Origin of the sequence: Rhodococcus sp. ACPA1, from assembly GCF_002300195.1 — a bacterium.
GTDB classification, from domain to species: domain Bacteria; phylum Actinomycetota; class Actinomycetes; order Mycobacteriales; family Mycobacteriaceae; genus Rhodococcus_F; species Rhodococcus_F opacus.
In genome coordinates this window covers 61806-83783 of sequence record NZ_NSDX01000008.1, presented here as the reverse complement: position 1 = coordinate 83783, position 21978 = coordinate 61806, and the positions used below count along the sequence as shown (strand labels likewise).

Below are 21978 nucleotides of genomic sequence, written 5' to 3'. Positions count from 1 at the left end.
AGCCAAGTGGGCAATACTAGATGTCCACAGGTCAGCGGCGGGCAGCGACAGGATTCCCCCACATAGATACGGTGCCTCGCATTCGATTGTTTCGGAGTCGCCGAGGGTGAGTTGCTGTTCGTGGAAGTCGAAATGCCTTGTTGGATAACGGTACAGCTCGGCAATGGTCATGAAGGCGGCGGTGAAAGAACGGATCCCACCGCAGGTCCCCGTCCGATTCACGGTGCAGGTGGCGGACGAGGGAGGCGCGGCGGACGAGGGAGGCGCTCACTCGATCGAGTTTCGCGCCCGCTCTATTGTTGTTGAACACCAGTGCGGCGGCGAAGGAACCGTAGTAGTTCACCACCTCGAGGTGCCCAAGAGCATATGCACCGGGGTGGTACAGCCGTCGAAGTCGTATTGGGAGGTGTGAGGGTGACGGGTCCGCGACACTCGCCGGCGGTACTACCTGGGTAAACGTCCACTACGGCGGTTTCCGCGCGCGTGCGATGAGTGGGCGGGACACGGTGCAGTCGTCTACCGTTTGGCGTAGTCGGCGACGCCGGTCCAGTCGATGACCACGCAGGGCTCATCACCGAGAATCCAGGCGTCATGTCCGGGCGGGCAGACCATGAGATCACCCGGCCCGAACTCCATGTCTTCCCCGTCGTCCATAACGATCTTCATACGACCCGAGATGACGTAACCCATGTGAGCGGCCTGGCAGCTGTCGGTCTTGGCTATCGGTTTGACGTGTCTGGACCACTTCCAGCCGGGCTGGAAGGTCGCCCTCCCTACAGCGCCGGACGGGACGTTGACGAGTTCGAGCTTGCCCATGTCGTCCTCGAAGGGGCGGGTTTCCTCGGGTGAATCGAGACTCTTGCGGATGAGACCGGACATTGTTGTCCTCCCACGTCGTTGTGGCGGCACCCACAGATGCGGCGGACCTTCGACCGGCAAATAGGGAACCGCGGGCTGAAGCGATTTCCTGGCTCTTCGATTCTAGGCTGGCACGCGGGGTCGGCCTATTTGCAAAGGAGGCGGTGGTGATAACGATGAAAAATCAGGCCACATCCCGAACTCGATTGGCGAATTTTTTTGGACTCGACATCGGGACCCCTAACAGTTGGCCCAGTTCGACGGAATCACCGCGAGCCCGAATCGGCATCCGTGCGTAAGCTCCTCGCGAGCGGAACCCTGAAGACCTACAAGGACTTCCCGCACGGCATGCCCACCACACGAAGGCGACGCAGGTTTGCCGTGGGTGGCGAACGCACCGGTCCGCGCCATAGCCCTAGACCGATCCGGTTGCGGAACCGGCTTCTGCAAAGCTTGTCGCCTCGAAGGGCCGACGTGTCGCGGTAGCTCCCGCTGGGCCTGTGGGCAGTTCGGTGGCTGATGGACCCGTACCTCCGATGATGAAGACCGGCGTCACGCCGCCGTCCCGTGCTCCAGGCTTCCGTGGACGAAAGTCGGGTGGGTGCCCGGTGCGAAGGGGCTGGCGGTCAGTTCGCTGGTGGGGAAGAACTGCACGAAGCGGCTGTCGTGCTGTGATCGGTCGACGAGGGACTTTTCGACGACGCAGGAGGTGTATTGCTGTGCGGTGGACTCGATGGTGTTGGCGTTGATGATGAGTTCTTGGCCCCACCGCGAAGCCCAGCCGGAAATGCCTGGCAACTTGCTGTGTTCGGGGGTCAGCAGCTCGGCGGCGAGCACGTTTTCCGACATCCCCCACACGCCGGTGTCGGTGTTGAGTAACAAGGTTTGGTTGCCAGTGGCGTGGCCGGGAGTGCGGATGAGGGCGACGCCGGGGCCGAGCAGTCGGTCACCATCGATGGGCAAGATGCGGTCGGGGTCGAGATCGATGAAGGTCTCGGGCTGGTACCAAGGCCGCTGCAACGGGTGCAGGTCCTTCATCGCTTCCAGCTCGTGGCGCTGGACCACCAGCTTGGCGTTGGGGAACCAACCCTGTACCGGGGTGTCGGGGGAAATGTCGGTCTGGGGCTTGATGGTGCCGAGTAATCTGCGCACGTCTTGGGTGTGCAGGTGGTCGAAGGCCAGGTAGTCCACCTCGATCGGATCGATGCCTAGCCTGGCGAGGTTCGCGGGAACGGTGCCGTGCTCGGTCAGCATTCTGGCGAGTACCGGCGCCGGTGTTTGATCGCGGAGTGCGGCAAAATACGGGGTGTTGGCGTCGAGCTCGAAATCGCTGGGCTCCCAAACGAGTGTCTTCTGTGTCCCGTCGCTGTCGTTCCAGCGCACGATCATCATTCGGTTGGTGATGAACAGGAATGGTGCCGGTGAAGACGGGGCGCGCCACAACCCGAATTTCGTCGGGTAGGGCAACGTAATCAGGTCGTGTGTGGAGACGCGCGAGGGCGTACCGGTCGCGGCGAACTCACGTTTGAAGTCGGCGGCGGCTTGCCGCGCGATGCGCAATGCCGCTCCCGGTCCGCCCGGGGTGGTGTGGATGCGCTCGAGGGTGGGGATTGGTGCGCCGAGATCCACAGGGGCGGGTACCGGAATCGTCAGCGGGGCGCCGCTGGTCGCCGCCATGTGTCGTGGCTCTGCGGTGGGGATCATGCGTTTGAGCGCTTCGAGGGGGGCGGTGATCACTGTGGACATGTTCACGACGTTAGACCTGGTCAGGGTATGAGTGCTGAGCATGGGAGGACCAAGATGGTTGGCTTCTTTTGGACGTCGAGGGAGTGGGCGTGTTGCCCCCTCCGCAACGAACAATGTCGTAGACAAATGCGCATTTGACCCCTGGCCATGGACTCGACCGGAAAGGGAAGTGCCCGAAGCTTCGGGTAGTCCGGGTCGTCCTGCACGCCGATCTGCGAGGCGGGCGCCCGGGTGTGTCCGTCTTTCAGTGAGCACCATCGCGCCGGTAGGCGACTGCAAGCCCAGGGGCATCGAGTTCGGTTACGACACCGTAGCCCTGCCGGTGCGGGCGCTCCGAGGAACGATCGCCGCCGAGCGGGGCCGGATGGTTGTCCTCTTGTCCGGATCGGCGATGGCCGCGCAGACTAAGGGTGTTGCGGGCGGAAGCACCTGGTGCGTGCGTGCCGATCGGGCACCCGATGATCCGGCCGGAACCCTGCCGGTCATCATTCAGTATCCAGGAGCTTTACATGCCCAGTCCCAGCCCCGGTTATTCGATCACCGTCCGCGTCCATGCACCGGTCGGCGCTGGCACCACGTCGACGTTGGCGGCCGCGATCGCATCGGTGAAAGGTGCCATGACGGCGCTCGATGTCGTCGAGAGCCATCCCGACCACATGGTCATCGACCTCACCTGCGATGCCTCGGACGTCGCGCACGCCGACCAGATCTCTACCGCGATCGCCGAGGTTCCGGGGGTGATCGTCGGCAAGGTCAGCGACCGCACCTTCCTTCTGCATTTGGGCGGCAAGCTTGAGGTGGTCCCCACGGTTCCGCTCACACACCGCGACGACCTCTCCCGCGCCTACACCCCCGGCGTCGCCCGGGTGTGTACCGCCATCGCTGAACACCCCGAGGATGTGCGCCGCCTGACGATCAAACGCAATACCGTCGCCGTGGTCACCGACGGCTCCGCGGTCCTGGGTCTGGGTAACATCGGTGCCGCGGCGTCGATCCCGGTGATGGAGGGCAAGGCGGCACTGTTCAAACGGTTCGGCGGTGTCGACGCCTGGCCGGTCTGCCTGGACACCCAGGACCCGGATGCCATCGTCGAGATCGTCCGGGCCCTCGCGCCGGTGTACGGCGGGATAAACCTTGAAGATATCTCCGCCCCAAGGTGTTTCGAGATCGAGGCTCGGCTCCGCGGTATCCTCGACATTCCGGTGTTCCACGACGACCAGCACGGGACCGCGATCGTGGTCCTGGCCGCCTTGACCAACGCGCTGCGGGTGGTCGGTAAGTCGCTCGGCCGGGCTCGGATCGTGGTGTCCGGCGTCGGCGCCGCCGGGCACGCTGTCATCCGGTTGCTCGTCGCCCAAGGTGCGACGAACGTCATCGGCTGCGGGCGTCGGGGGATCGTGTCCCCGGACGACACCGCCGACGAGTTTCGTACCTGGATCGCCGAGCACACCAATCCCGAGGCTCGGACGGGATCACTGCGGGACGCGTTGGTCGGGGCGGACGTGTTCATCGGGGTCTCGGCGCCGAACATTGTCACGGGCGATGACATCGCGGCGATGGCCGACGAGTCGATCGTGTTCGCGCTGGCCAATCCGGTCCCGGAGGTCGATCCGGTCGCTGCCGGCGAACATGCCACGGTGGTGGCCACTGGCCGGTCGGATTTCCCCAACCAGATCAACAACGTCCTCGCCTTCCCTGGGGTGTTTCGTGGTCTGCTCGACGCGCACGCGGTCGACATCACCGACGAGATGTTGATCGCCGCGGCTGGCGCGATCGCCGACAGGGTGTCGCCGTCCGAGCTCAATGCCACGTACATCGTGCCGAGCGTGTTCGATGCCACTGTCGCGCCGGCGGTCGCGGCGGCGGTGCGCGAGGTGGCCGAGCGGGGGCCACGGTCCGAGAAGTGAGCCGTTCGCTCATTTTTTGCGTGTCCCCGGCGGTCACAGCTGCGGGCGAGATGTCCCGAGGCCGGAACCGGCGCCCATGGTGCATCGCGTCCACCCGTCCCTGCAGCGCGTCGCGCCGGGGCGGTGCTCTATGTGAGGTCATGGGTACTTCGCCTCGGGTCGCGAAGATTGGAGGACGGAGGGCTCGGGGGAGGCGGTCGTATCTGAACGCCCCGGTGCTCAGCGGTTTTCTGCTGGGCGATGTGATCGGCGGTTACGGAGTCGCCCAGGCCTGCATCGGTGCGGTGAAAGCATGTGGCTGGACTCCGGCCGACACGACGGTGGCAATCCAGGGCATCGGCACCAGGGGGGGTGGCGCGGCCTGGCATCTGTACGAGGCCGGTATGCGCGAGTACCTGACCCTGCCTCAGCGGCGACGACGTTCGTCCCGGCGAGCCGGGAGTTTGATTGTGGCGGCGAACGCGGCCCGGAAGATCTCGTCGGCGGCACCCGGAGATCCGATCGGCCAACGGCCCACCGACCCGGCAGGCGCATTCACGACTGCCTCCCTGCGACGGGTACTCATCATTCCTCTCGTTTGTCTGGAAAGGGCGGGGTGTGGCGCGCGCGATCTACTGGGGGTCGTCCGCGGTGCGGGGTCGGGGTACGAGTTCGAACCAGGCGCTGATCCCGCCCTATAGGTGCGGATCCGGATAGCTGAGGGCCAGGCCCTGCTGGTCGAAGGCGGCAAACCATTCCCTCCAGGAGATGTGTTCGAGCCCGGAGTCGACTCCGTGCAGGTCGATTCGGAGCACGTCGTTGGCCGTGGTGTGGGGGACCCGGGCGGGGATGCCGTGATGGGCCTGGGTCCATTGACGGATTTCCTCGTGGTCGGTGGTGAGATGCGTGTGTGTGGTCATGAGATCGATCCTGCTGTGTCGCGACGTGGTGTCGTCGTGGCTCGGTCGCGGGGCGGGTGAGGTGATTGTCGGGCGATCGACACCGGGTGCGCGGCGGCCCAGGTGTGGGACCCGGCGCGCGGGGGCAGTGCCTGCATACCCACTGCGGCCGTATTCAATCAACGCGCGACCTGCGCACCACGGCTGCCTTCACGGAGCTGGTGTCGGACGTTTCCGGCCGGGGGATGCCATGGTGGACGCTCATCCCGGTCGCCGCCGAACGCCTGGGCGATCAGCTCGCTCGCGGTGCAGTCGGGGGCCTCCGGAACATCGCGCTGGTGTTCCTCCTAACCAGGCATGGGACCCCGGCGTGGCGGTGCCCGACGAGGTGCTCGACGAACGCATCCCGTTCTACTGCGACCTGTTCGCGCAGGATATGGCCGACTGGCCGGCGCAGATCCGCGAGCCGCTGATCGACAGCTCGTTCAGTTGCTGGGCCATAAAGGCGTCGTAGTCCTCATGTTCGGGCTCCACCAGGACCAGGCCCACCGTCTCGCCGGGGAACGTTGCGCGTAGTGGCGTGCGTACAGGCGAACAGCGGTGCACGGCGCGCGACAGCTCGCGTTGCAGATCCACGCCCATACCCGCGGCGGCCGCAACCGCGGTGTTCGATAGTGCCGGGTGGCCGGTGACCGGGTCGATCAGCACGAACTCCTCCTCCACCCCGATCGTGGTAGGGCAGTTAGTATTCGGCGTTTGCGCCCAGACCGCTTTCGTACCAGGAACCCCCACCGGCGCACCTTCCCGACGCTCAGCGGGCACAGGTGCGTGTCGCGCAGGGGGACGGGCTGGGAATCGTTAGCCTGTGCCGTCGGCGGACCCATCTGCGGATGTAGCGTGGCATCGTCGTCGCTGTACCCCGAAGCCCGTTGGTCGTGGACTTCATGGGCTGGCAGGCTCGGCCGGAAGGCTCGGCGACTCTGGGGTGACGGTGTTGGGCGGGCACACCGCGCAGTATGGGTCGGCGGCGGCGGAGGGGTGGTGTGCAGCGGTGTTGCGCGGGCGCGGGTTGTCCGGCACATTCGGGGCTGTGCCAAGGAGTGTGCTGCTTCAGCTCGTGTGTGTGCTCGCGTTGGTGACGCTGGGCACGATGTTGCTGGCGGTGGGGTCGTTCGGTTCGGGGTTGATCGGTTTGGTGGGCGGCGCGATCTGGTTCTGGCGGCTCTACCGTGCCAGCGACCGCGACACGTGAGCGAGGGCCGGTCCTCGTCGGCAGAGGCAGTACGGACGGCGGCCAAGTGATCGCTCCGCGGGACCGTGGAGTGGACGTAGCTCAAGGCATCTGTCGTGTGGGTGCCCGCGGTCTGCCTCCTGATCTCCAAGCCCAACCCTGGTCGGCCGACCGCACGGCAGCTAGGCTTCCGACGTGGACCGGTGGCGAAGCGCTCGGGCAGGCACGTGAAAACGGCGACTTTCCCGTCTCGTGGACCGACGAGCGGTCGGGGAAGATCCAGACGACGACATCGGTCCGCCGCCGGATCTTCTTGTTGAGTCTCTCCTTTAACCGGCCTTCGCGTGTGGGTCAATCGCAGACTGGCCGATCTGGAGTCAGCGGTCGAGCCGGTGGAGGTGATCGGTCAGGGCGTCTGCAACGCGGTGGTGGCGAGCAGCTTCGTCGGGCCAGCCGCGGTCGCAGGCATCGGCTTCGAGGGCCTGGACGTCGGTGCGTTGCGCCTCGAGCGCGCCGCGGAACTCGGGTCCGGTGACGAAGTTGTCGCAGGTCTCGCAGATGTTGGCATAGGGACAGGCCCCGGCCGCTTCGTGCCGAGAACAGTAGCCATGGGCAACACGGGTTTTGAGCATCTCGCTGCCGAGCCAGCTGACGGTGTCGGGAACGATCGGCTTGCCAACCGGGGTAAGGGTGAACCGGCGGCGCACCTTGCCCATGGCCTGGTCGTAGGCGTCGCGCAACGTCGGCGATGCCAGGGTGGCGTAACGCAGGGTCATCTGAGGAGTGACGTGCCCGAGCAGCGCCATCAACGCCTGCAGGCTCATACCGGCATTGGCGAGCTCGGTGGCCCAGGTATGCCGCAGCTGGTGCGGGGTGACAATCAGGGGCCCGCCGCCAGTGCCGCGCAACCCGGACCGTTCGACGGCGGCGAGCAGCCCGTTGCGCAGCCGGGTCTGGCCGAGTCGGCGGCCGTGCGCGACGAACAGGAAATCGGTCAACGCTCCGGTGCGCGGATGCGGCAGTGGTCGGCAGACGCCGCGTTGGGTCGTCCACTCGTCCAACGCCGCGACGGTGGCGGCCGAGAGCGGCACCATGCGCTCGGTCGCGAGTTTGCCCAGCGGCACCTTCAGCCAGGTCCCGGCCGGGCCGTAGTCGACGACGCTACCGAGCTCGAGATCGAGCAATTCCCCGACCCGCAACCCCGCCCCGCGGAGCGCCGTCAACCCGATGCGGGAGAACGAATCCTCCAACCCGGCAACAGCGTTCATCACCGCGCCGTCGACGTCGGGTGCCAGTGCGCGGGGCAACGGTTGGTCGAGCTTGGGGACGTCGGCGGCGAAGACCAGCCGGCGCGGCGGCGCCTGCTCCCAGCCCCATTCGGTGAGATCGTCGAGTAAGTTGCGCAGGCTCAGCACCGTCGATTGGATCACGGCCCTCGAGATGGTGCGACCGGCGCCGGCGGCGGCGCGTTGGCCACGCCAGGTGCGGGTGCGGTTCCAGACGAGGAAGCCCTCGATGTGACTGCGGTCCAGCTCGCGCAGACAGGTCAGGTCGCGGTGGTGTGTGGTGAGGTAGTCCGCGAACGGCAGCAGGTCGTTGATCAGTGATTCGACGGATTTCGGGCGAAGCACGGCGGCTCGGACGGTCACATAGCGCAACAACGTCTCGCGGATCGCGTCGGCCATCGGAACGTCGGCGAACCGTTGGGCGTAGCTGCGGGCCCAGACGCGGCGCCGTGGTGGAATATCGACGATGCGGGCCTCGAACAGCACCTGCCGCAGACCCGCGATCCGATTGCGGTAGGCCCGCCGTGACGACGGCGGAATAGCTTGTGTTGCAGCCAATACGGCATCGAAATCGTCGACGGTGTCGTTCGTGATGCCGCTGACGAGTCCGCCATGCCAGGCGAGCAGCACCGCCAGGCACTCGCCGAGGACGGTCTCGACCCACGACGGTGTCCAGCCCAATGCCAGTCCGGCGGTCCGGGCCGCGGCGAACCCGTCCGGGTCGCGGGCCTCGATGGCACTCCCGAGTCCGGTGAGGTTCTTGACGGCGGCGAACTCGAGGTCCAGTCGCAGCTCGTCTCGCCCGATGAGGTGACACAACAGCGGCCAAGCCCCGGTGCTGCGGAGTTCGGTAAGCCGGTCCGAGGCAGGCCGGGCCATCCATTCCCGCAGATCCGGGTGCGCGGCCAGGAATGCGGTTGCGATGCGGGTGCGGCCGCGGACGGCTCTTCCTCCCAGCCCGAGGGTGGCGACGTGGTCGAGATAGTCGGCCAGCACCGTATCCGGGTCGAATACGGTCGGCCATGCCGTGGTCATCGCCGTGCCCCGGCGAGACTGGCCCGGGCGGCGCCGTATTCGGCGGCGAGCTGCTCGATCGACAGGTGCACGTACTCGGCGGTGGTCTCCGGGGACGCGTGCCCCATCAACTCCCGCAGCACCATCAGATCGATTCCCGCGGAGGCGAGTTCGGTGCCGTAGGTGTGTCGCAGCCGGTGCGGACGCACCCGACCCGCGCCGGACAGGTCCCGGTGCCGCCGGAACAATGATCGCAGCCCGGCCTCGGTCACCGGCGCCCCCACGGTGGGGCCCCGCAGCACGACGAAGCACTCCGGTGTGACCAACCCGGGTGGCCGCTCGAGGCGCAGATAGGCCGATAGTTCGGTGAAGAACACCGCATCGACCGGTACCACACGCTCCTTCGAACCCTTGCCGAGCACCCGCAGCCGGCGTCGACCGAAATCCACCTCCACCAACCGGAGCGACCGCACCTCGGCGCTGCGCAGACCCCCGAGCAGCATCGCCCACACCATCGCCCGGTCCCGATGGGTGCGCAGCGACGAGACGAACACGTCCACCGCGTCGGCGTCGAGGGATTCGGGCAGCAACCGCGGCTGGCGCACCAGCCGGCCTCCGGCCCTGGGCCGGCCGGGCCCGAGATGCCCGAGCAAACCCCGCCCCGACGGACGTAACCCTTGACCCCGCCGGGGTGAGGGCACCGGGTTGTCGGCGCGCACCCCGGTCATCACCAGGTACTCGAACAACGCCCGCACCGCCGCGACCCGCCGGTTGATCGTCGACGCCGCCGCCGTGCGCTGCCGGCCGTTCCTCGTCGTTGCGCCGGGTCGGGGATCACGGCGCACGCCCTGCCAGTCGATCCACTCGAACACGGTCACCGGCGTCACCGCCGCCAATCCGAGATCGCGGGCGATCAGGAACCGCGCCAGGTTCAGCACATCGAAGGCATACGCCCGCACCGTCGCCACGCTGAACGCACGCCCGGCCAGATGTTTGAGGAACGCGTTCGCTGCCGCGCAACCCTCCCACTCGCCGACCACCACATAACCGTCGTCCACCGCGTGCACCCGAACGGCCATCGCCTGCTCCTCTCCGATCGAGCCGCCACCGTCAGCATGCGCCCGATCCGGCCATCGGCCCCGGACCTCACGCCGCGGATAGAATCGTGTCGCCCGAGAGCCGGTTAACCGATCGGGGATTGTTGGACCAGCTGCCGCCAGATCAATCCGAACTCAAGGTTGCAGTGCACGCTGGGTGCAGAGGACGTTCTTGCCGGATCGCCAGCCTGAGGGTGGACAGTGGTCCGCTCCATCCGATCTCGCGTGTGCGGGCGCGTCCGTTACCGACATTGGTGGTGATCGGCTGCAATCATTCCGGCAGGGTATTCCGGTTGGAAGGAACCGACTCCCCGAATACCTATATCACCGAAGCAGCAATGACCTCGTGGTGCGTTTCGGTGCTGCCGAATAGCAGTGTGTCGCTCTTAGCTCGCCGAAAGTACTTGTGTAGGGGGTGTTCCCAGGTGAATCCGATGCCGCCGTGGATTTGGATGGATTCTTCGGCGGTGTAGGTGAAGGCGTCGGACGCCAGCACATGCGCGATGCTCGCTGCAGTGGCGAGTTCGTTTGTTGGCTTTTCGTCGGCGTTTGCCGCGTCCAGTACTGCGGCGTGCGCCAGTTCGAGTGCCACCAGCATGTCGGTGAGTCGGTGCTTGATCGATTGGAAGGAGCCTATCGGTCGGCCGAACTGTTCCCGGGCCTTGGCGTACTCGACCGACATCTCCAGGCACGCCTCGGCGGCGCCCACCTGTTCGGAGGCCAGCGCCACGAGGGCTGACGCCTGCGCGCGGAGCAGCGTCGCATGCAGGTTCGCGCCGCCGACCCCCTGTGCATGGGCGTCGGCAAACTCGATCCGGGTCAGTGGGCGGGTGGTGTCCAGGGACTCGAGCGGGGTACGCACGACGCCGGGAGCAGCGCCGTCGATGACAGCTAGCTCGAGGCCATTCTCTCCGCGTGCGACAACGACGAGGACATGTGCGTTGTCGCCATTGACCACGAACTCTTGCGTGCCCCGAAGAATCAGCCGGCTGTCACCGGATGGGGTGGCGGTAATCGGGGTGTCCGAGTACGGGTACCCGGCGACTAGGGTGGCGGTGCATTTTCCTGTTGCGATGACGGGCAGATGTGCGGCGCGGCCCGCGTCCGAGGCGCATTCCGAGAGGGTGAGGCCGGCAAGACACACGGACGAGAAGTAGGGGGCGTCGGAGATGGTACGGCCGAGTTCGTGCATCACGACCGAGGTGTCCTTGAGGGTGCAACCGGCTCCACTGAAGCGCTCGGGGAAGGGGATCTCGGTCAAGCCCAGGCCGGTGAGCCCTTCCCACGGTGCTTGTCTCGTATCAGCGTTCTTCGTGAGGTAAGCGCGGACGCTGTCGCGAAGTTGTTCTTGTTCCTGGGTCAATTCGAGGGCCATGTTTGCTCCTAGCGCGGTTCTCTGGGCAGCCCGAGGCCGCGTTCGCCGATGATGTTTCGCTGGATCTCGTCGGACCCGCCGGCGATGCGGTAGCCCGGGGCGCCCAGGAGATGCTCGGTCCAGGCATAGGTGTTCGGGGTGCCCGTGTCGGCGAGGATGCGGGGTCCGAGGAATCGGGCCGCGGCGTCACCGATGCGTTTGAGATTTTGCGTCCACACGAGCTTGGCGATCGAGCCTTCGACTCCGGGGACATGTCCGGCGAGTTCCCGCTCGGCGTGCCGGGCGTTGAATATAGCGGTGGCGCGTTCGTAGACGGTGACTTGGGCGAGTGTCTGACGCACGTGGGGGTCGTCGGTGATGCCAAGTTGCCTGGCGAGCCGGATCAGGTCGGCTGCGCTGCCGCCGGCGGAGACGATTCCGCCGCTGGAGCTGCGTTCGAATCCGAGGGTGGTCAATGCGACGTTCCAACCGTCGCCGACGTCGCCGAGACGCAGCGAGTCAGGCAGTTCGACGTCGGTGAGGAATACCTCGTTGAAGGTGGAACCGCCGGACATCTGGCGGATGGGGCGGGTTTCGATGCCTGGGGTGTCCATCGGTACCAGGAACGCCGTCATTCCGCGGTGCTTGGGTGCGGCGGGGTCGCTCCGTGCGATGAGTAGTCCCCATTCGGCGAATTGTGCGCCCGAACTCCACACCTTTTGACCGGTGATCTTCCAGCCGGTGTCGGTGCGAACTGCGCGGGTCGTGAGCGCGGCCAGGTCGGAGCCGGCGCCGGGTTCGGAGAACAGTTGGCAGCACAGTTCGTCGGCACGCAGGAACGGTTGCACGAATCGTTGTTTGTGTTCCTCGGTGCCGAGCAGGTGGATGGTCGGTGCGATCAGTTCCACAGTCACGAGGATGGTTTCGTGCCGCTCCGGGGTGCGGAACTGACGTTCGAGCTCGACGTAGATCCGTTCGTGGGAGGCGGTCAGGCCCGGTCCGCCCCATTCGGGGCCCCAGGTGATCGCGCCGAATCCGGCATCGACGCGTGCGGATTGCCAGGCCTTGCCGCGGACGAGTAGTTCGCGCTCTTCGGCCTCTGTGCGGTTGTGGAAGATGGCGTAAGACTGCTCCGCGTCGTTTCCTGGCAGGTCGGTTTCGGTGGCCGGCAGATGTCGGTCCAGTCGCTGGGACAGCCACGCGGTGGCGCGCTCGCCGAACGCGTCCAGGTCTTCCGGTGTTGCCAGTTCGCGCGTTGCGGTACTCATGGGTTCTTGCCGTTCGTCAGTGCGGTCATTCGTGCCTCGACAGCAGTTTTGGAGTCCGGATGCTCGGACAGCCGGACGGTGAAGGTCTGTTCGAGTTCGTAGCCGCGCTTGAGGTCCATACCCTCGCAGCCGTTCAACGATTGCTTCGCCAGGGTCAGTGCGTAGCGGCTCTTCGAGGCAATGGACCGTGCGCGGGTGAGTGCGGTGTTCATGAGCGTGTCGTGGGGGACTACCTCGATCGGCGCGCCCCACCGCTCGAGGGTGTGTGCGTCGACGGCTTCTGCGGTGAAGAACAGTCGGCGCATTGCTTGCTGCGGCAGCATGCGGGCGGTGAAGCGGCCGCCGCCCAGGACCCCGACGTTCATTTCCGGCAGCCCGAACGTCGCCTTTTCCGAGGCCACCACGAGGTCGCACGATGCGGTCAGGCCAAGTCCGCTGCCTAGTGCCGGCCCGTTGACGGCGGCGATGACGGGGATCGAGCAGTCGATGAGGTTGAACATCGCGCGGCGGACGTTGCGCATCTGTAGTTCACCGCTCGTCGTGTCCATGGTGCGGAAGTCGTTGAGGTCGTTGCCCGCGCAGAACACGTGGCCGCGTCCTGTGAGCACGGCGACGTTGACTGTGGGATCGTCCGATAGCCGGTCGAAGGTCTCGGCGAGTTCGCCGTACATTTGGTGGTCGATTGCGTTGACCTTGCCGCGGGCGAGTTCGACAAGGGCGATCCCTGGTTCGGGTTGGGAGATGAGAATGTGCTCGGTCATGTGGTCCTCACTTCTCATGCGTCGCATGAAGGCTGACGCCGACCATCTGTGGCGGGAGGTTGGTGCGGTTGCGGGTCCAGTCGCGGAGCGCGAACTTCTGGATCTTGCCGCTCGCGGTCTTGGGTAGAACGTCCACCACGAAGACGCTCTCGGGGATTTTCTGTTTGGCGACCTCGCGTCCGGTCAGGAACTCGTGGACGTCTTCGAGGGTGAGGTCCTGTGCGTGGTGTGTGACGACGAAGGCGCAGCCCCGTTCACCGGTCGTCGCATCTGGCCCGGCGACGACGGCGACCTCGCTGACGGCGGGGTGCTCGCTGAGCAGGTTTTCCACTTCGTGAGTGCTGATCTTCTCGCCGGAGCGGTTGATGATGTCCTTGATTCGACCCTCGATGTGGATTGCGCCGGTGTCGTCGAACCGTGCGAGGTCACCGGATCGGAAGAAGCCGTCGTCGGTGAACGCCGCGGCGTTGAGTGAGGAGTCGAGGTACCCGAGGAAGGTGTCGGGGCCGCGCCACAGGACTTCGCCGACGGAGCCGGGCGCGACGGGGCGATCGGCGGGGTCGACGATGATCACCTCGGTGGGCGCGAGGACTCGCCCGTCGGTTCGGGTGCGTAATTGCGGTGTGTCCCAGCGATTGCCTGCTGTGACGGACGGTCCTTCGGTGGCGCCGTACATTCGGACGACGGTGCCGAGCCGATCGGTGGCCCGGCGGGTCAGTTCGTCCGGCATGTCAGCGCCGCCGCAGACGATGTACCTGATCGACGGAGTCGGGCGACCCGCCGAGACCGCGGCGTCGAGCAGCCCTTGCAGGAACGGTGTGGAGAAGATCATGAAGCTGGCGTCGTCGCGGGCAATCTTGTCGAGTGCGGCGGCTGGATCCCACTGATCGTGCAGCACGACCGGCGCCCCGAGCAGGAACGGCAGTGTCAAGGCGCAGTTCACCCCGGTCACGTGCGTGACCGGCGAGGGGTTGAAGATGACGTCGTTCTCGTTGAGGCCGAACAACTCGATCATCGAGAGGTTCTCGAATACGAGTGTGTTGTGGCTGTGCAGCGCGCCCTTCGGATCCGCGGTCGTCCCAGAGGTGTACAGCAGCAGGCAGACCTGATCCGGATCCGGCTCTTGCAGTGCGGCAACCACCTTCGCGGCTTCAGCCGGGGCATCGCCTAGCAGCTCCTTCCATGTGGTCATCCGCTCGTCGGTGCTGCGCTCGTCACGGTCGCCGAGGACGACGACCTTCTTCACGTGCGGCAAGTCGTCGAGTAGCTGGTCATACATGGCGGCGTAGTCGAATCCTCGGTAGGTCGCGGGAATGAAGACGGCCGACGCCTGCGCCTGCCCGAGGATGAACCGCAGCTCGCGCCCTCGGTAGATCGGGATTATGGGGTTGGCGACGGCGCCGAGCTTCATGATCGCCTGGTAGATGATGACCGCTTCGGCCCGATTGGGGAGCTGGAACGAAACCACGTCGTCGGCACCGATCCCGACCGAATGCAGCGCCGCAGCGAGCGTGGTCGCGTCGCGGTCGACGTCGGCGAAGGTCAGGCGTGTGTCGCCGTCGATCACGGCCACTGCATCGGGGAACAGCGACGCAGCGCGTGTCAAGTAGTGCCCGATCGGCTGATCACGCCAGTGCCCTGACTCTCGGTAGGTACGGACAAGGTCGGGCGTCGGTGGGCGCGTCGGCCACATCTTTACCTCCGGGAGATTATTGCGTTCGGATGTTGAGTGGGTGCCACGGGTTGACTGGTGTCACGCTAGCCACTTTCCCTAAATATGTACAGAGTTTGTCGATTCGCGCTCCGGCCTGGGTAGGGTTTGTACGCATGGCGGCTATGCACCGAACTGTCGACGAGTACACCGGGGACGCAATGATGAAGGACGATGCCCATCGCGCAACGGGCAGGGCCCCGAAAATGTCCGAGCGCATCGCGAACCAGATAGCGGACAAGATCCTCGGGGGCGGCATCGAGGCCGGTGACCGACTGTCGACCGAGAAGGAAATGGTCGCCGAGTACGGCGTGGCGCGCACGACTGTGCGCGAAGCCCTCCGCCTACTCGAGAGCCGGGGCCTGGTCACCATTCGGGCCGGTGTCGGCGGCGGCCCAGTCGCGTGCCGGCCGCAATTCGAATCACTGGGCAACACCATGAAACTGTTCCTGCAGCTCGAAGGCGCAAATCTCAGCGACGTCATCGACACCCGGCTCACCCTGGAACCGGTGGTCGCGCAACAGGCCACACCTCGAATTACAGACGGCCAACTGGACGAATTGCAGGCAGCGCTCGACAGCATGCGGACACAGCCCGACGACTACGACAACTTCATCGAGAAGAACGCGCTGTTCCACACCACCATCTACACCGCGTCCGGCAACCCGGTGCTGCGCATCCTCATGGAAACGCTGCTACTGCTGGTACGCGATGCGGAACCCACACGGCACCCTGAGATCACCCGGACCGCCGCCGTCGAAGCGCAGCAGCTGGTGCTCAATGCCATGCGCTCCCGAAATGCCTCCGCCGCAGGAGAGGCGATGGAGGCCTTCGTCCACGACACCGCGAAGTACTACCGTAAGCGCCTTGCACACATCATCTCCGAGCCCGTGCACTGGCAGCTTTAGCGGGTGCATCCCGCAGTTTTCGAAAAATATGTACAGATTTAGCGGCTGCGCGGTTATGGTGTGAAAAGCGCTCGCAGGATATGACTCACCCCCACCTACGGTGAGCGCACCTTCGGTCCACACTCTCCGCACAGAAATGAGACGTTCGTGGCGACCCACACGAATTCCACCTCGCGCACCCCTACCCTCGAGCAAACTAGGCGCCGCGGCGTTCTCGCCGCCGCCGTCGGCACCATCGTCGAGTACTACGACCTCACCGTCTACGCCTACCTAGCCGTGGTCGTCAGCCCACTGTTCTTCCCCGGCAACGATCCCACAGCCGCACTGCTCGCCAGCCTCGCCGTCTTCGCGTCGGCCTACCTCATGCGCCCCATCGGCGGCATCTTCTTCGGCCGCCTCGGTGACCGGCACGGACGCAAGCGCGCTCTGCTGGTCTCCGTGCTGCTGATGGGGGTCGGCAGCCTCCTCATGGCATGCCTGCCGACGTACGCGTCCGCGGGCATCGCCGCGCCGATCCTGCTGGTCCTCGCGCGTCTGGTGCAGGGCTTCTCAGCAGGCGGTGAACTCGGCGGAGCATTGACGTACGTCTATGAGACCGTCGGGGAAAAACGTAAGGGCCTCGGCGCCTCGTTCGTCGCACTCGGCAGCAACGGTGGTTTCGCGCTCGCCGCGATTGCGGTCGGGACCGTGTCAGCGCTCACCACTGAACCGCAGATGACGAGCTGGGGCTGGCGGATCCCGTTCCTGCTGGGCGTCCCCCTCCTGCTCTTCTGCCTGTGGACCCGGACCCGCATCGAGGACACCGCACAGTTCGAGAATGCCGCGGCTACGGACGACCTGGCGAAGTCACCGTTCGCCGAACTCATCCGCACACACCCCAAGCAGGTTCTGCAGGTGTTCGGGCTCGGCGTGGCACAGAACGCCACCGGCTACATGGTGCTCACTTACATCGGCATCCACCTGGTCCGCCAAGGCGGATTCGATCGGACCGCGGTCACCTGGACGACCGCGCTCATCATCGTGCTGATCGCGCTGTTGATGCCGGTCGCCGGTCTTCTCGTTGACAGATTCGGCAGCGTCCCGGTTGCGGCAGCCGGACTGATCGGATCCGGCATCCTTGCTTACCCTGCCATGTCCCTGATGGGCGGTCACGGGCTGGTCGTCGCGGGCGTGGCCTTCTTCGTCTTTGCGCTCGGCACCCCGCTCATCCAGGTCGCCACGGCACCACTGTTCCCGTCGCTGTTCAATTCTCGGGTCAGGCTCACCGGCGTCGCTCTGGGCTTCAATCTGGCGACGATCGCGACCGGCGGAACGGCGGCGTACATCGCCACCTGGCTGATCGACCGGACCGGCAGCGCCTTGTCGCCGGCATACTTTCTCGCAGGATCGTGCCTCATCGGGTTGCTGACGCTACTCAGCATCCGAACTGCAACCTACGGCGGCGTCCGCCGCGAGTCCGCCTCCCACACGGAAGCCGCTGCGTCCGTCGCACGTCGCTGATGTCGTCCACCCGAATGACATTTCCGATCGCTGCGTCTTTGCGACACTTACTACAGGGATCGTCCGTCTCTACCGTGGCGGGGTGACGTGAAGGGGGCAACCATGGCCCTGGCAGTGCGTACATCGCGTGTCGTGCGCGGCATCGCCGCCGCTTCCAGCGCAGTCCTCGCGTCCTTCGGTATCGCGTTGTCCGTGACGTCAACTGCGCACGCTGCGCCAACCGACGTGCAGTTCTTTCTTCCGACATATGGTGTTACGGCTGCTCCGCCCTACATGTTGTCGTCGGCCGTCGGTGGATGGGTCATCGCGCAGACCGACCTTGAAAAACCGGGGATGACGCTGTAAGCGATGACGCCAACTATTGCTTCTGCAGTATCCAGTGGCGAAACCTTTCGACGGGGGAGACCGGCATAACGCAGGTGGCACCTCGAAGCATGCTGAATCGGGGGTATGTACGGACAGGTCCGGGAGTGCTCGTCGCCTCAGTCGGGATTCCCGGGACTCCGAGCTTCACGTTGCTGCCGGGTGCCGGGGTGTGGACGGTTCCGTAGATCGCTGTCGCCGCCCTATGACAACATCCTCCGCATGAGTCCGATCGTTGACCCGCAGGATGAATCTGCGCTCTACCTCGCTGCCTCACCGCACACCCGCGAGCAGGTACTCGCCAGGCCGTGCCCCGTTCCAGCGACTGTTGGTGTCTACGGCTGGTGGTTCCGCAAATTGCCGGCCGCGATCGACACCTCGGGGTGCGTGAAGCGGGACGGGCTCACGCTGCTCTACACCGGCATCAGTCCGTACAAGCCGCCGACCAACGGCAAGGGTCGTAGTACGCAGAACATCCGGAAGCGAATCAAGACCCACTACACCGGTAACGCTGCCGGGTCGACACTCCGCCTCACGCTCGGTTGCCTGGTCGCGGACGAGGTCGGGATCGAGTTGCGCCGTGTCGGATCCGGTAAGCGGTATACCTTCCACATCGGGGAGACGCTGCTGTCGAAGTGGATGGCCGAGAACGCCCTCGTCTCGTGGATCGCGCATGAGGAACCGTGGGACCTTGAGGATCGGTTGATTGCGAGCTTGGACGTTCCGCTCAACCTGGACGGCAACTCGCGTAACTCCTTCTATCTCCAGTTGAAGGCTGCGCGTGCCGCTGCGAAGCGCCGGGCAGATGATCTGCCAGTCCTTCCGAACCCCGGCGTGGGCGGGCGGTAATCGAGGTTCGATCGGGTTTCATCCAAGTGTTGCGACCCAAGGTTCTCGTCAAAGGTTCTGGTAGACCATAGATATGGACAGTGTGGCGGAGATTCGTGGTGATGGACTTGTACGCGACGGTGTTCCTCACTGAGAAACTGCGATTCAGGAGCGTACGCCGGCTTGCGCCGTTCAAGCTGGCGATTCAGCGCCGTATCGAGGGGCGTTTCCTGTCGGGCTTCGATGATCAGCTCGAGGCGGCGTAGGTCGAAGTTCTCGATCGCGATGTCTTCGCGGGTGGGTCGCGCGGGTAACGCGACGATCTTGCGGGAGTCTATGTGCACGGCGGGGCTGTTGAGCGATTCGACGCACGTTAATGCGCCATCGCGGAAGCGGAGAACGGAGAACTTTCCGTTCGGGGGGTTGCCATGGACAACGGAGCCATCTTGTTTGCCGGGGATGCCGACGATCTGGAGTTTATGGGCCCCTGTTGAATCCAGAACCAGGGGACCTGGTGATATTCGGTGGGTGTGCCGCTCAGTGTGCGGGCCAGTGCTCGGGCGTGGTCGACTGCGTTGTGGACTGATTCGAGCCGTGTCGGGGCACCGGCGTGGGTGCAGGAGAAGTGGGCGCAGTCGCCTATGGCCCAACTGTGCGCGTCGCTGGTGCGTAGGTAGGGATCGACCGCAATCCCGTTGAGGTTTGAAAGTCGGCCGCTGTGGCGAGTTCGGTGTTCGGATCGACCCCGATTCCGATCACGACTATGTCGGAAGGGTAGCGTTCGCCGCTCCGGCCGATTGCGGCACAGACGCGGGAGTTGTCGCCCTCGATCGCCTCGCCGAAGACGAGGCGGATCCCGGCGGATGCGTGCGCGTATGCGAAGTGTTGGGACACTCCTCGGATAGGACACGCGCCATGGGACGCTGCCCATGCTCGATCACGGTCGGCGGCCAAGATCATCGGTGAGAACGCCGACGTGGACCGCTTCCACTCGAAGGAGGCGTTCGCTCGACACAGTGGTACCGTGCCGTTACCGGTGTGGTCGTCGATCTGTGCTCGACATCGTCTCTCGCGCAGCGGGAACCGGCAGCGCAATGCAGCCATCCACCGGATCGCGCTCACTCAGGCCCGCTGCAAGATGATGCACGCCTACTCTTGGCCCGCCGCAATGCCAGTAGTGACGGCGGACTGGAGACGCTCCGCTTTCTCAACGCAGGCTCTCAGACGTCGTCTTTCGTGCCATGTTCGCCGACCAATCACTGTCAGTAACCATCGTCGCTGCTTGACAGCGGAGCTAGGGGCAGTCCTCCCATCGGCCCGTTATGGGCGTTGTGAGAAGTAGATGGATCGGAGGGTGGTGGCAATCTGGGGGTCGCAGTCAGGCATCGAGATGACGTCGGCCAGAACTTCGAAGTATCGGGCCGCTGTCATGCCGTATCGGACGAAAATATCTTCCGTGGGCATCTTTCCGTAGGGCGCCCATGCCTGTGCGAAACGTATGAGATCAATGCTTTCGCTTGGTAGCTGACAGTATCGCGCTCGGCGTAGTTCGTCGGATATTCGTGCGCGGCGCTGGCGGCGGTAGGCTTTCAGCTGGTCGGTGATGGAATCTGCGGACAAGGGTGTGTGGTTTCCGGTGGGAGTGCTGCGTTCGGGATTTTCCGAACGGCTAGTCGATTTCGGTTGTTCGGACATGATCGTTTCCTTTTCGCCCGCATCTCGGCCTGCTTGGTGATGAGAATCGTGCCGAGCAGAGATGCACGCTGAGGGTCCTAGTCGATCGCGTGCCAACTCTTGTTTTCCGCGGTGTGTCCCATTGGGGTTGTCGGCAGCGAGAATTGATGCTCGCTCTGCTTAATCGGGGATTGCTGGTCTTGAGGCGTCCAACTTGTGCTGGCAGAGTGTGATGATGCGTTGCCGGTCCGGTGGGTCCAAGCGTGGGCACGGTGGTGTCAGTAGGAGTGTGAGGAGTCTGCGGTAGTACATCGTTGGCTGCAGTCCGAACTCCGGCAAGATGTACTCGTCGAAGTCGGGGAGGGTGTAGTCGTTTACTGCAACTGTTGGGGCCCACCGTAGGGCGAATTCGACGAGTCGGTGATCGTCTCGGGTGCCGTGTCCGGGCACAGAGCCTGGGGTGTGTGCTGGCCCGTTCACTGTAGGTCCGAGGGGTCGAATCCGTCTTCCAGCCGCTGCCGGACGGTGGCGAGGTAGCGGGCGGCGTCGGCGCCGTCGACGATGCGGTGGTCGTAGGACAGTGACAGGTACGCCATCGACTTCACGTTGATCTGGAGTGCGCCGCCGTCACCGAGGGTGGGGACGAGGCGTTCGACGACGGCTCCGATTCCCAGGATGGCGGATTGGGGTTGGTTGATGATCGGGGTGTCGAAGAGTGCCCCGCGGCTGCCGGTGTTGGTGATTGTGAACGTGCCACCGGAGAGGTCGTCGGGGCGGATAGTTCCGGTCCGCACACTGGCGGCGGAGTCGGCGACAGCCCGGGCGAGTTCCGGGATAGGCAACGTATCGGCGTCGCGGATGACGGGCACCATCAGCCCCTTGTCGCTGTCGACGGCCATCCCGAGGTGTACTGCCCCGTGGTAGGTCACCTCGGTGCAGTCGGCGTCGAGCGAGGAGTTGATCACCGGATGCTCGGCGAGCGCGTCGACCGCGGCGGCGACGAAGAACGGCAGGAACGACAGCTTCACCCCGGTCCGGCGGTGGAAGTCTTCCTTCTCCCGGTTGCGCAGCCGGGAGATCTCGGTGACGTCGACCTCGAGGACGGTGGTCAATTGTGCTGATGTCTGCAGAGATTCGAGCATCCGCTGTGCGATGGTTCGCCGAATCCGGGGCAGCTTTTCCACCCGGTCGCCCGCGGCTGACAGTGCAGCAGCCTCCGGGGTAGTCGGGTTCGATACAGGTGCACGTGCCGGAGCAGAAGTGGCGGCTGTCGGTGCAGGCGCGGGAGTTGCCTCGGCAGCGGGTGCCGGCGTGTCCTGGGTATCACTGCCTTGTGCGCTGAGGACGGCAAGTGCCGCGCCGACCTCGACGACAGCGTCTTCCGTGGCGATGATCTCGAGGAGGGTGCCTGCGGCAGGGGAGGGGACCTCGGTGTCGACTTTGTCGGTGGCCACCTCGAGCAATGGTTCATCCTGCTCGATGTGGTCGCCTGGGGTTTTGAGCCAGCGGGTGATCGTGGCTTCGGTGACGTTCTCACCGAGCGACGGCAGCACCACTGTGGTGCCTGTCTGTGTCGTGGTCATTCTGGGTCTTC

General features: G+C 65.1%; 21 protein-coding genes and 3 pseudogenes. 9 read left to right on the top strand and 15 right to left on the bottom strand.

Features of this window, described 5'->3' with window-relative positions:
• Nucleotides 1-516: 516 nt before the first annotated feature.
• Both CJ177_RS33345 and CJ177_RS33340 read right to left on the bottom strand, forming a co-directional pair.
• Nucleotides 517-879: a cupin domain-containing protein gene (locus CJ177_RS33345; RefSeq protein ID WP_095869605.1), complete on the bottom strand. Its 363-nt coding sequence runs from the start codon at nt 877-879 to the stop codon at nt 517-519.
• Between the two features lie 531 nt (nt 880-1410).
• The gene (locus CJ177_RS33340) at nt 1411-2604 is read right to left on the bottom strand and encodes a hypothetical protein (protein ID WP_095869604.1); all 1194 of its coding nucleotides are present in this window, start codon (nt 2602-2604) and stop codon (nt 1411-1413) included.
• Nucleotides 2605-3113: 509 nt separating this feature from the next.
• Here CJ177_RS33340 and CJ177_RS33335 point away from each other — a divergent pair.
• Both CJ177_RS33335 and CJ177_RS48625 read left to right on the top strand, forming a co-directional pair.
• On the top strand, nt 3114-4511 hold the full coding sequence (locus CJ177_RS33335) for an NAD-dependent malic enzyme (RefSeq protein ID WP_095869603.1): 1398 nt from the start codon (nt 3114-3116) through the stop codon (nt 4509-4511).
• Between the two features lie 194 nt (nt 4512-4705).
• A pseudogene (locus tag CJ177_RS48625) lies at nt 4706-4900 on the top strand (glutamate dehydrogenase); the annotation flags it as partial.
• Between the two features lie 17 nt (nt 4901-4917).
• Here the strand turns inward: CJ177_RS48625 and CJ177_RS48620 are convergent.
• The 3 genes from CJ177_RS48620 to CJ177_RS49515 form a co-directional block, all read right to left on the bottom strand.
• Nucleotides 4918-5049: a hypothetical protein gene (locus CJ177_RS48620; RefSeq protein WP_257014849.1), complete on the bottom strand. Its 132-nt coding sequence runs from the start codon at nt 5047-5049 to the stop codon at nt 4918-4920.
• A 136-nt stretch (nt 5050-5185) separates the two neighbouring features.
• Nucleotides 5186-5410, bottom strand: coding sequence for a hypothetical protein (locus CJ177_RS33325; RefSeq protein ID WP_095869602.1), 225 nt, complete (start codon nt 5408-5410; stop codon nt 5186-5188).
• Between the two features lie 390 nt (nt 5411-5800).
• Nucleotides 5801-6097: a hypothetical protein gene (locus CJ177_RS49515; protein WP_240961165.1), complete on the bottom strand. Its 297-nt coding sequence runs from the start codon at nt 6095-6097 to the stop codon at nt 5801-5803.
• Nucleotides 6098-6491: 394 nt separating this feature from the next.
• On the opposite strand from CJ177_RS49515, the gene CJ177_RS47595 reads away from it, so the two are divergent.
• Nucleotides 6492-6641, top strand: a complete 150-nt coding sequence (locus tag CJ177_RS47595) for a hypothetical protein (RefSeq protein ID WP_166680718.1) — start codon at nt 6492-6494, stop codon at nt 6639-6641.
• Nucleotides 6642-6997: 356 nt separating this feature from the next.
• On the opposite strand, the gene CJ177_RS33310 is transcribed toward CJ177_RS47595, so the two are convergent.
• From CJ177_RS33310 to CJ177_RS33285, 6 genes are all read right to left on the bottom strand, one after another.
• Nucleotides 6998-8941: a tyrosine-type recombinase/integrase gene (locus CJ177_RS33310; protein WP_095868554.1), complete on the bottom strand. Its 1944-nt coding sequence runs from the start codon at nt 8939-8941 to the stop codon at nt 6998-7000.
• A complete protein-coding gene (locus CJ177_RS33305) occupies nt 8938-9999 on the bottom strand; it encodes a tyrosine-type recombinase/integrase (RefSeq protein WP_095868553.1) in 1062 nt (353 codons plus the stop codon). The genes CJ177_RS33310 and CJ177_RS33305 overlap by 4 nt, the downstream gene beginning before the upstream one ends.
• A 337-nt stretch (nt 10000-10336) precedes the next feature.
• Entirely contained in the window at nt 10337-11392 is a 1056-nt protein-coding gene (locus tag CJ177_RS33300) for an acyl-CoA dehydrogenase family protein (RefSeq protein WP_095869600.1), read from the bottom strand.
• A gap of 8 nt (nt 11393-11400) precedes the next feature.
• On the bottom strand, nt 11401-12639 hold the full coding sequence (locus CJ177_RS33295) for an acyl-CoA dehydrogenase family protein (RefSeq protein ID WP_095869599.1): 1239 nt from the start codon (nt 12637-12639) through the stop codon (nt 11401-11403).
• Nucleotides 12636-13400: an enoyl-CoA hydratase-related protein gene (locus CJ177_RS33290; RefSeq protein ID WP_095869598.1), complete on the bottom strand. Its 765-nt coding sequence runs from the start codon at nt 13398-13400 to the stop codon at nt 12636-12638. Before CJ177_RS33290 ends, CJ177_RS33295 begins: the two co-directional genes overlap by 4 nt.
• A 7-nt stretch (nt 13401-13407) precedes the next feature.
• On the bottom strand, nt 13408-15006 hold the full coding sequence (locus CJ177_RS33285; RefSeq protein WP_095869597.1) for an AMP-binding protein: 1599 nt from the start codon (nt 15004-15006) through the stop codon (nt 13408-13410).
• A gap of 221 nt (nt 15007-15227) precedes the next feature.
• Here CJ177_RS33285 and CJ177_RS33280 point away from each other — a divergent pair, with 221 nt between their 5' ends.
• The 5 genes from CJ177_RS33280 to CJ177_RS47590 all read left to right on the top strand — a co-directional run bounded on the left by CJ177_RS33280 (nt 15228) and on the right by CJ177_RS47590 (nt 18976).
• Nucleotides 15228-16019, top strand: coding sequence for a FadR/GntR family transcriptional regulator (locus CJ177_RS33280; protein ID WP_095869596.1), 792 nt, complete (start codon nt 15228-15230; stop codon nt 16017-16019).
• Between the two features lie 147 nt (nt 16020-16166).
• A complete protein-coding gene (locus CJ177_RS33275; RefSeq protein ID WP_095869595.1) occupies nt 16167-17519 on the top strand; it encodes an MFS transporter in 1353 nt (450 codons plus the stop codon).
• Nucleotides 17520-17621: 102 nt separating this feature from the next.
• Nucleotides 17622-17864, top strand: coding sequence for a hypothetical protein (locus tag CJ177_RS33270; RefSeq protein ID WP_095869594.1), 243 nt, complete (start codon nt 17622-17624; stop codon nt 17862-17864).
• A gap of 240 nt (nt 17865-18104) precedes the next feature.
• Nucleotides 18105-18731 (top strand): GIY-YIG nuclease family protein, encoded by a 627-nt coding sequence (locus CJ177_RS33265; protein ID WP_179443342.1) that lies wholly within the window; start codon nt 18105-18107, stop codon nt 18729-18731.
• Nucleotides 18732-18826: 95 nt separating this feature from the next.
• Nucleotides 18827-18976: a hypothetical protein gene (locus CJ177_RS47590; protein ID WP_179443336.1), complete on the top strand. Its 150-nt coding sequence runs from the start codon at nt 18827-18829 to the stop codon at nt 18974-18976.
• 48 nt (nt 18977-19024) lie between these two features.
• Here CJ177_RS47590 and CJ177_RS49510 read toward each other — a convergent pair.
• Together CJ177_RS49510 and CJ177_RS49505 are read right to left on the bottom strand one after the other, a co-directional pair.
• Nucleotides 19025-19135, bottom strand: a pseudogene (locus CJ177_RS49510) (hypothetical protein); the annotation flags it as partial.
• Nucleotides 19084-19641, bottom strand: a complete 558-nt coding sequence (locus tag CJ177_RS49505; protein WP_143548739.1) for an FAD-dependent oxidoreductase — start codon at nt 19639-19641, stop codon at nt 19084-19086. The pseudogene CJ177_RS49510 and the gene CJ177_RS49505, both read right to left, overlap by 52 nt.
• Before the next feature lie 12 nt (nt 19642-19653).
• On the opposite strand from CJ177_RS49505, the pseudogene CJ177_RS48615 reads away from it, so the two are divergent.
• A pseudogene (locus CJ177_RS48615) lies at nt 19654-19842 on the top strand (transposase); the annotation flags it as partial.
• 188 nt (nt 19843-20030) lie between these two features.
• Here CJ177_RS48615 and CJ177_RS46955 read toward each other — a convergent pair.
• The gene (locus CJ177_RS46955; protein ID WP_143548738.1) at nt 20031-20405 is read right to left on the bottom strand and encodes a hypothetical protein; all 375 of its coding nucleotides are present in this window, start codon (nt 20403-20405) and stop codon (nt 20031-20033) included.
• Nucleotides 20406-20860: 455 nt separating this feature from the next.
• Nucleotides 20861-21967 carry a 2-oxo acid dehydrogenase subunit E2 gene (locus tag CJ177_RS33250; RefSeq protein ID WP_095869591.1) on the bottom strand — a complete coding sequence of 369 codons (1107 nt, stop codon included), beginning with the start codon at nt 21965-21967 and terminating at the stop codon, nt 20861-20863.
• Nucleotides 21968-21978: the final 11 nt, after the last annotated feature.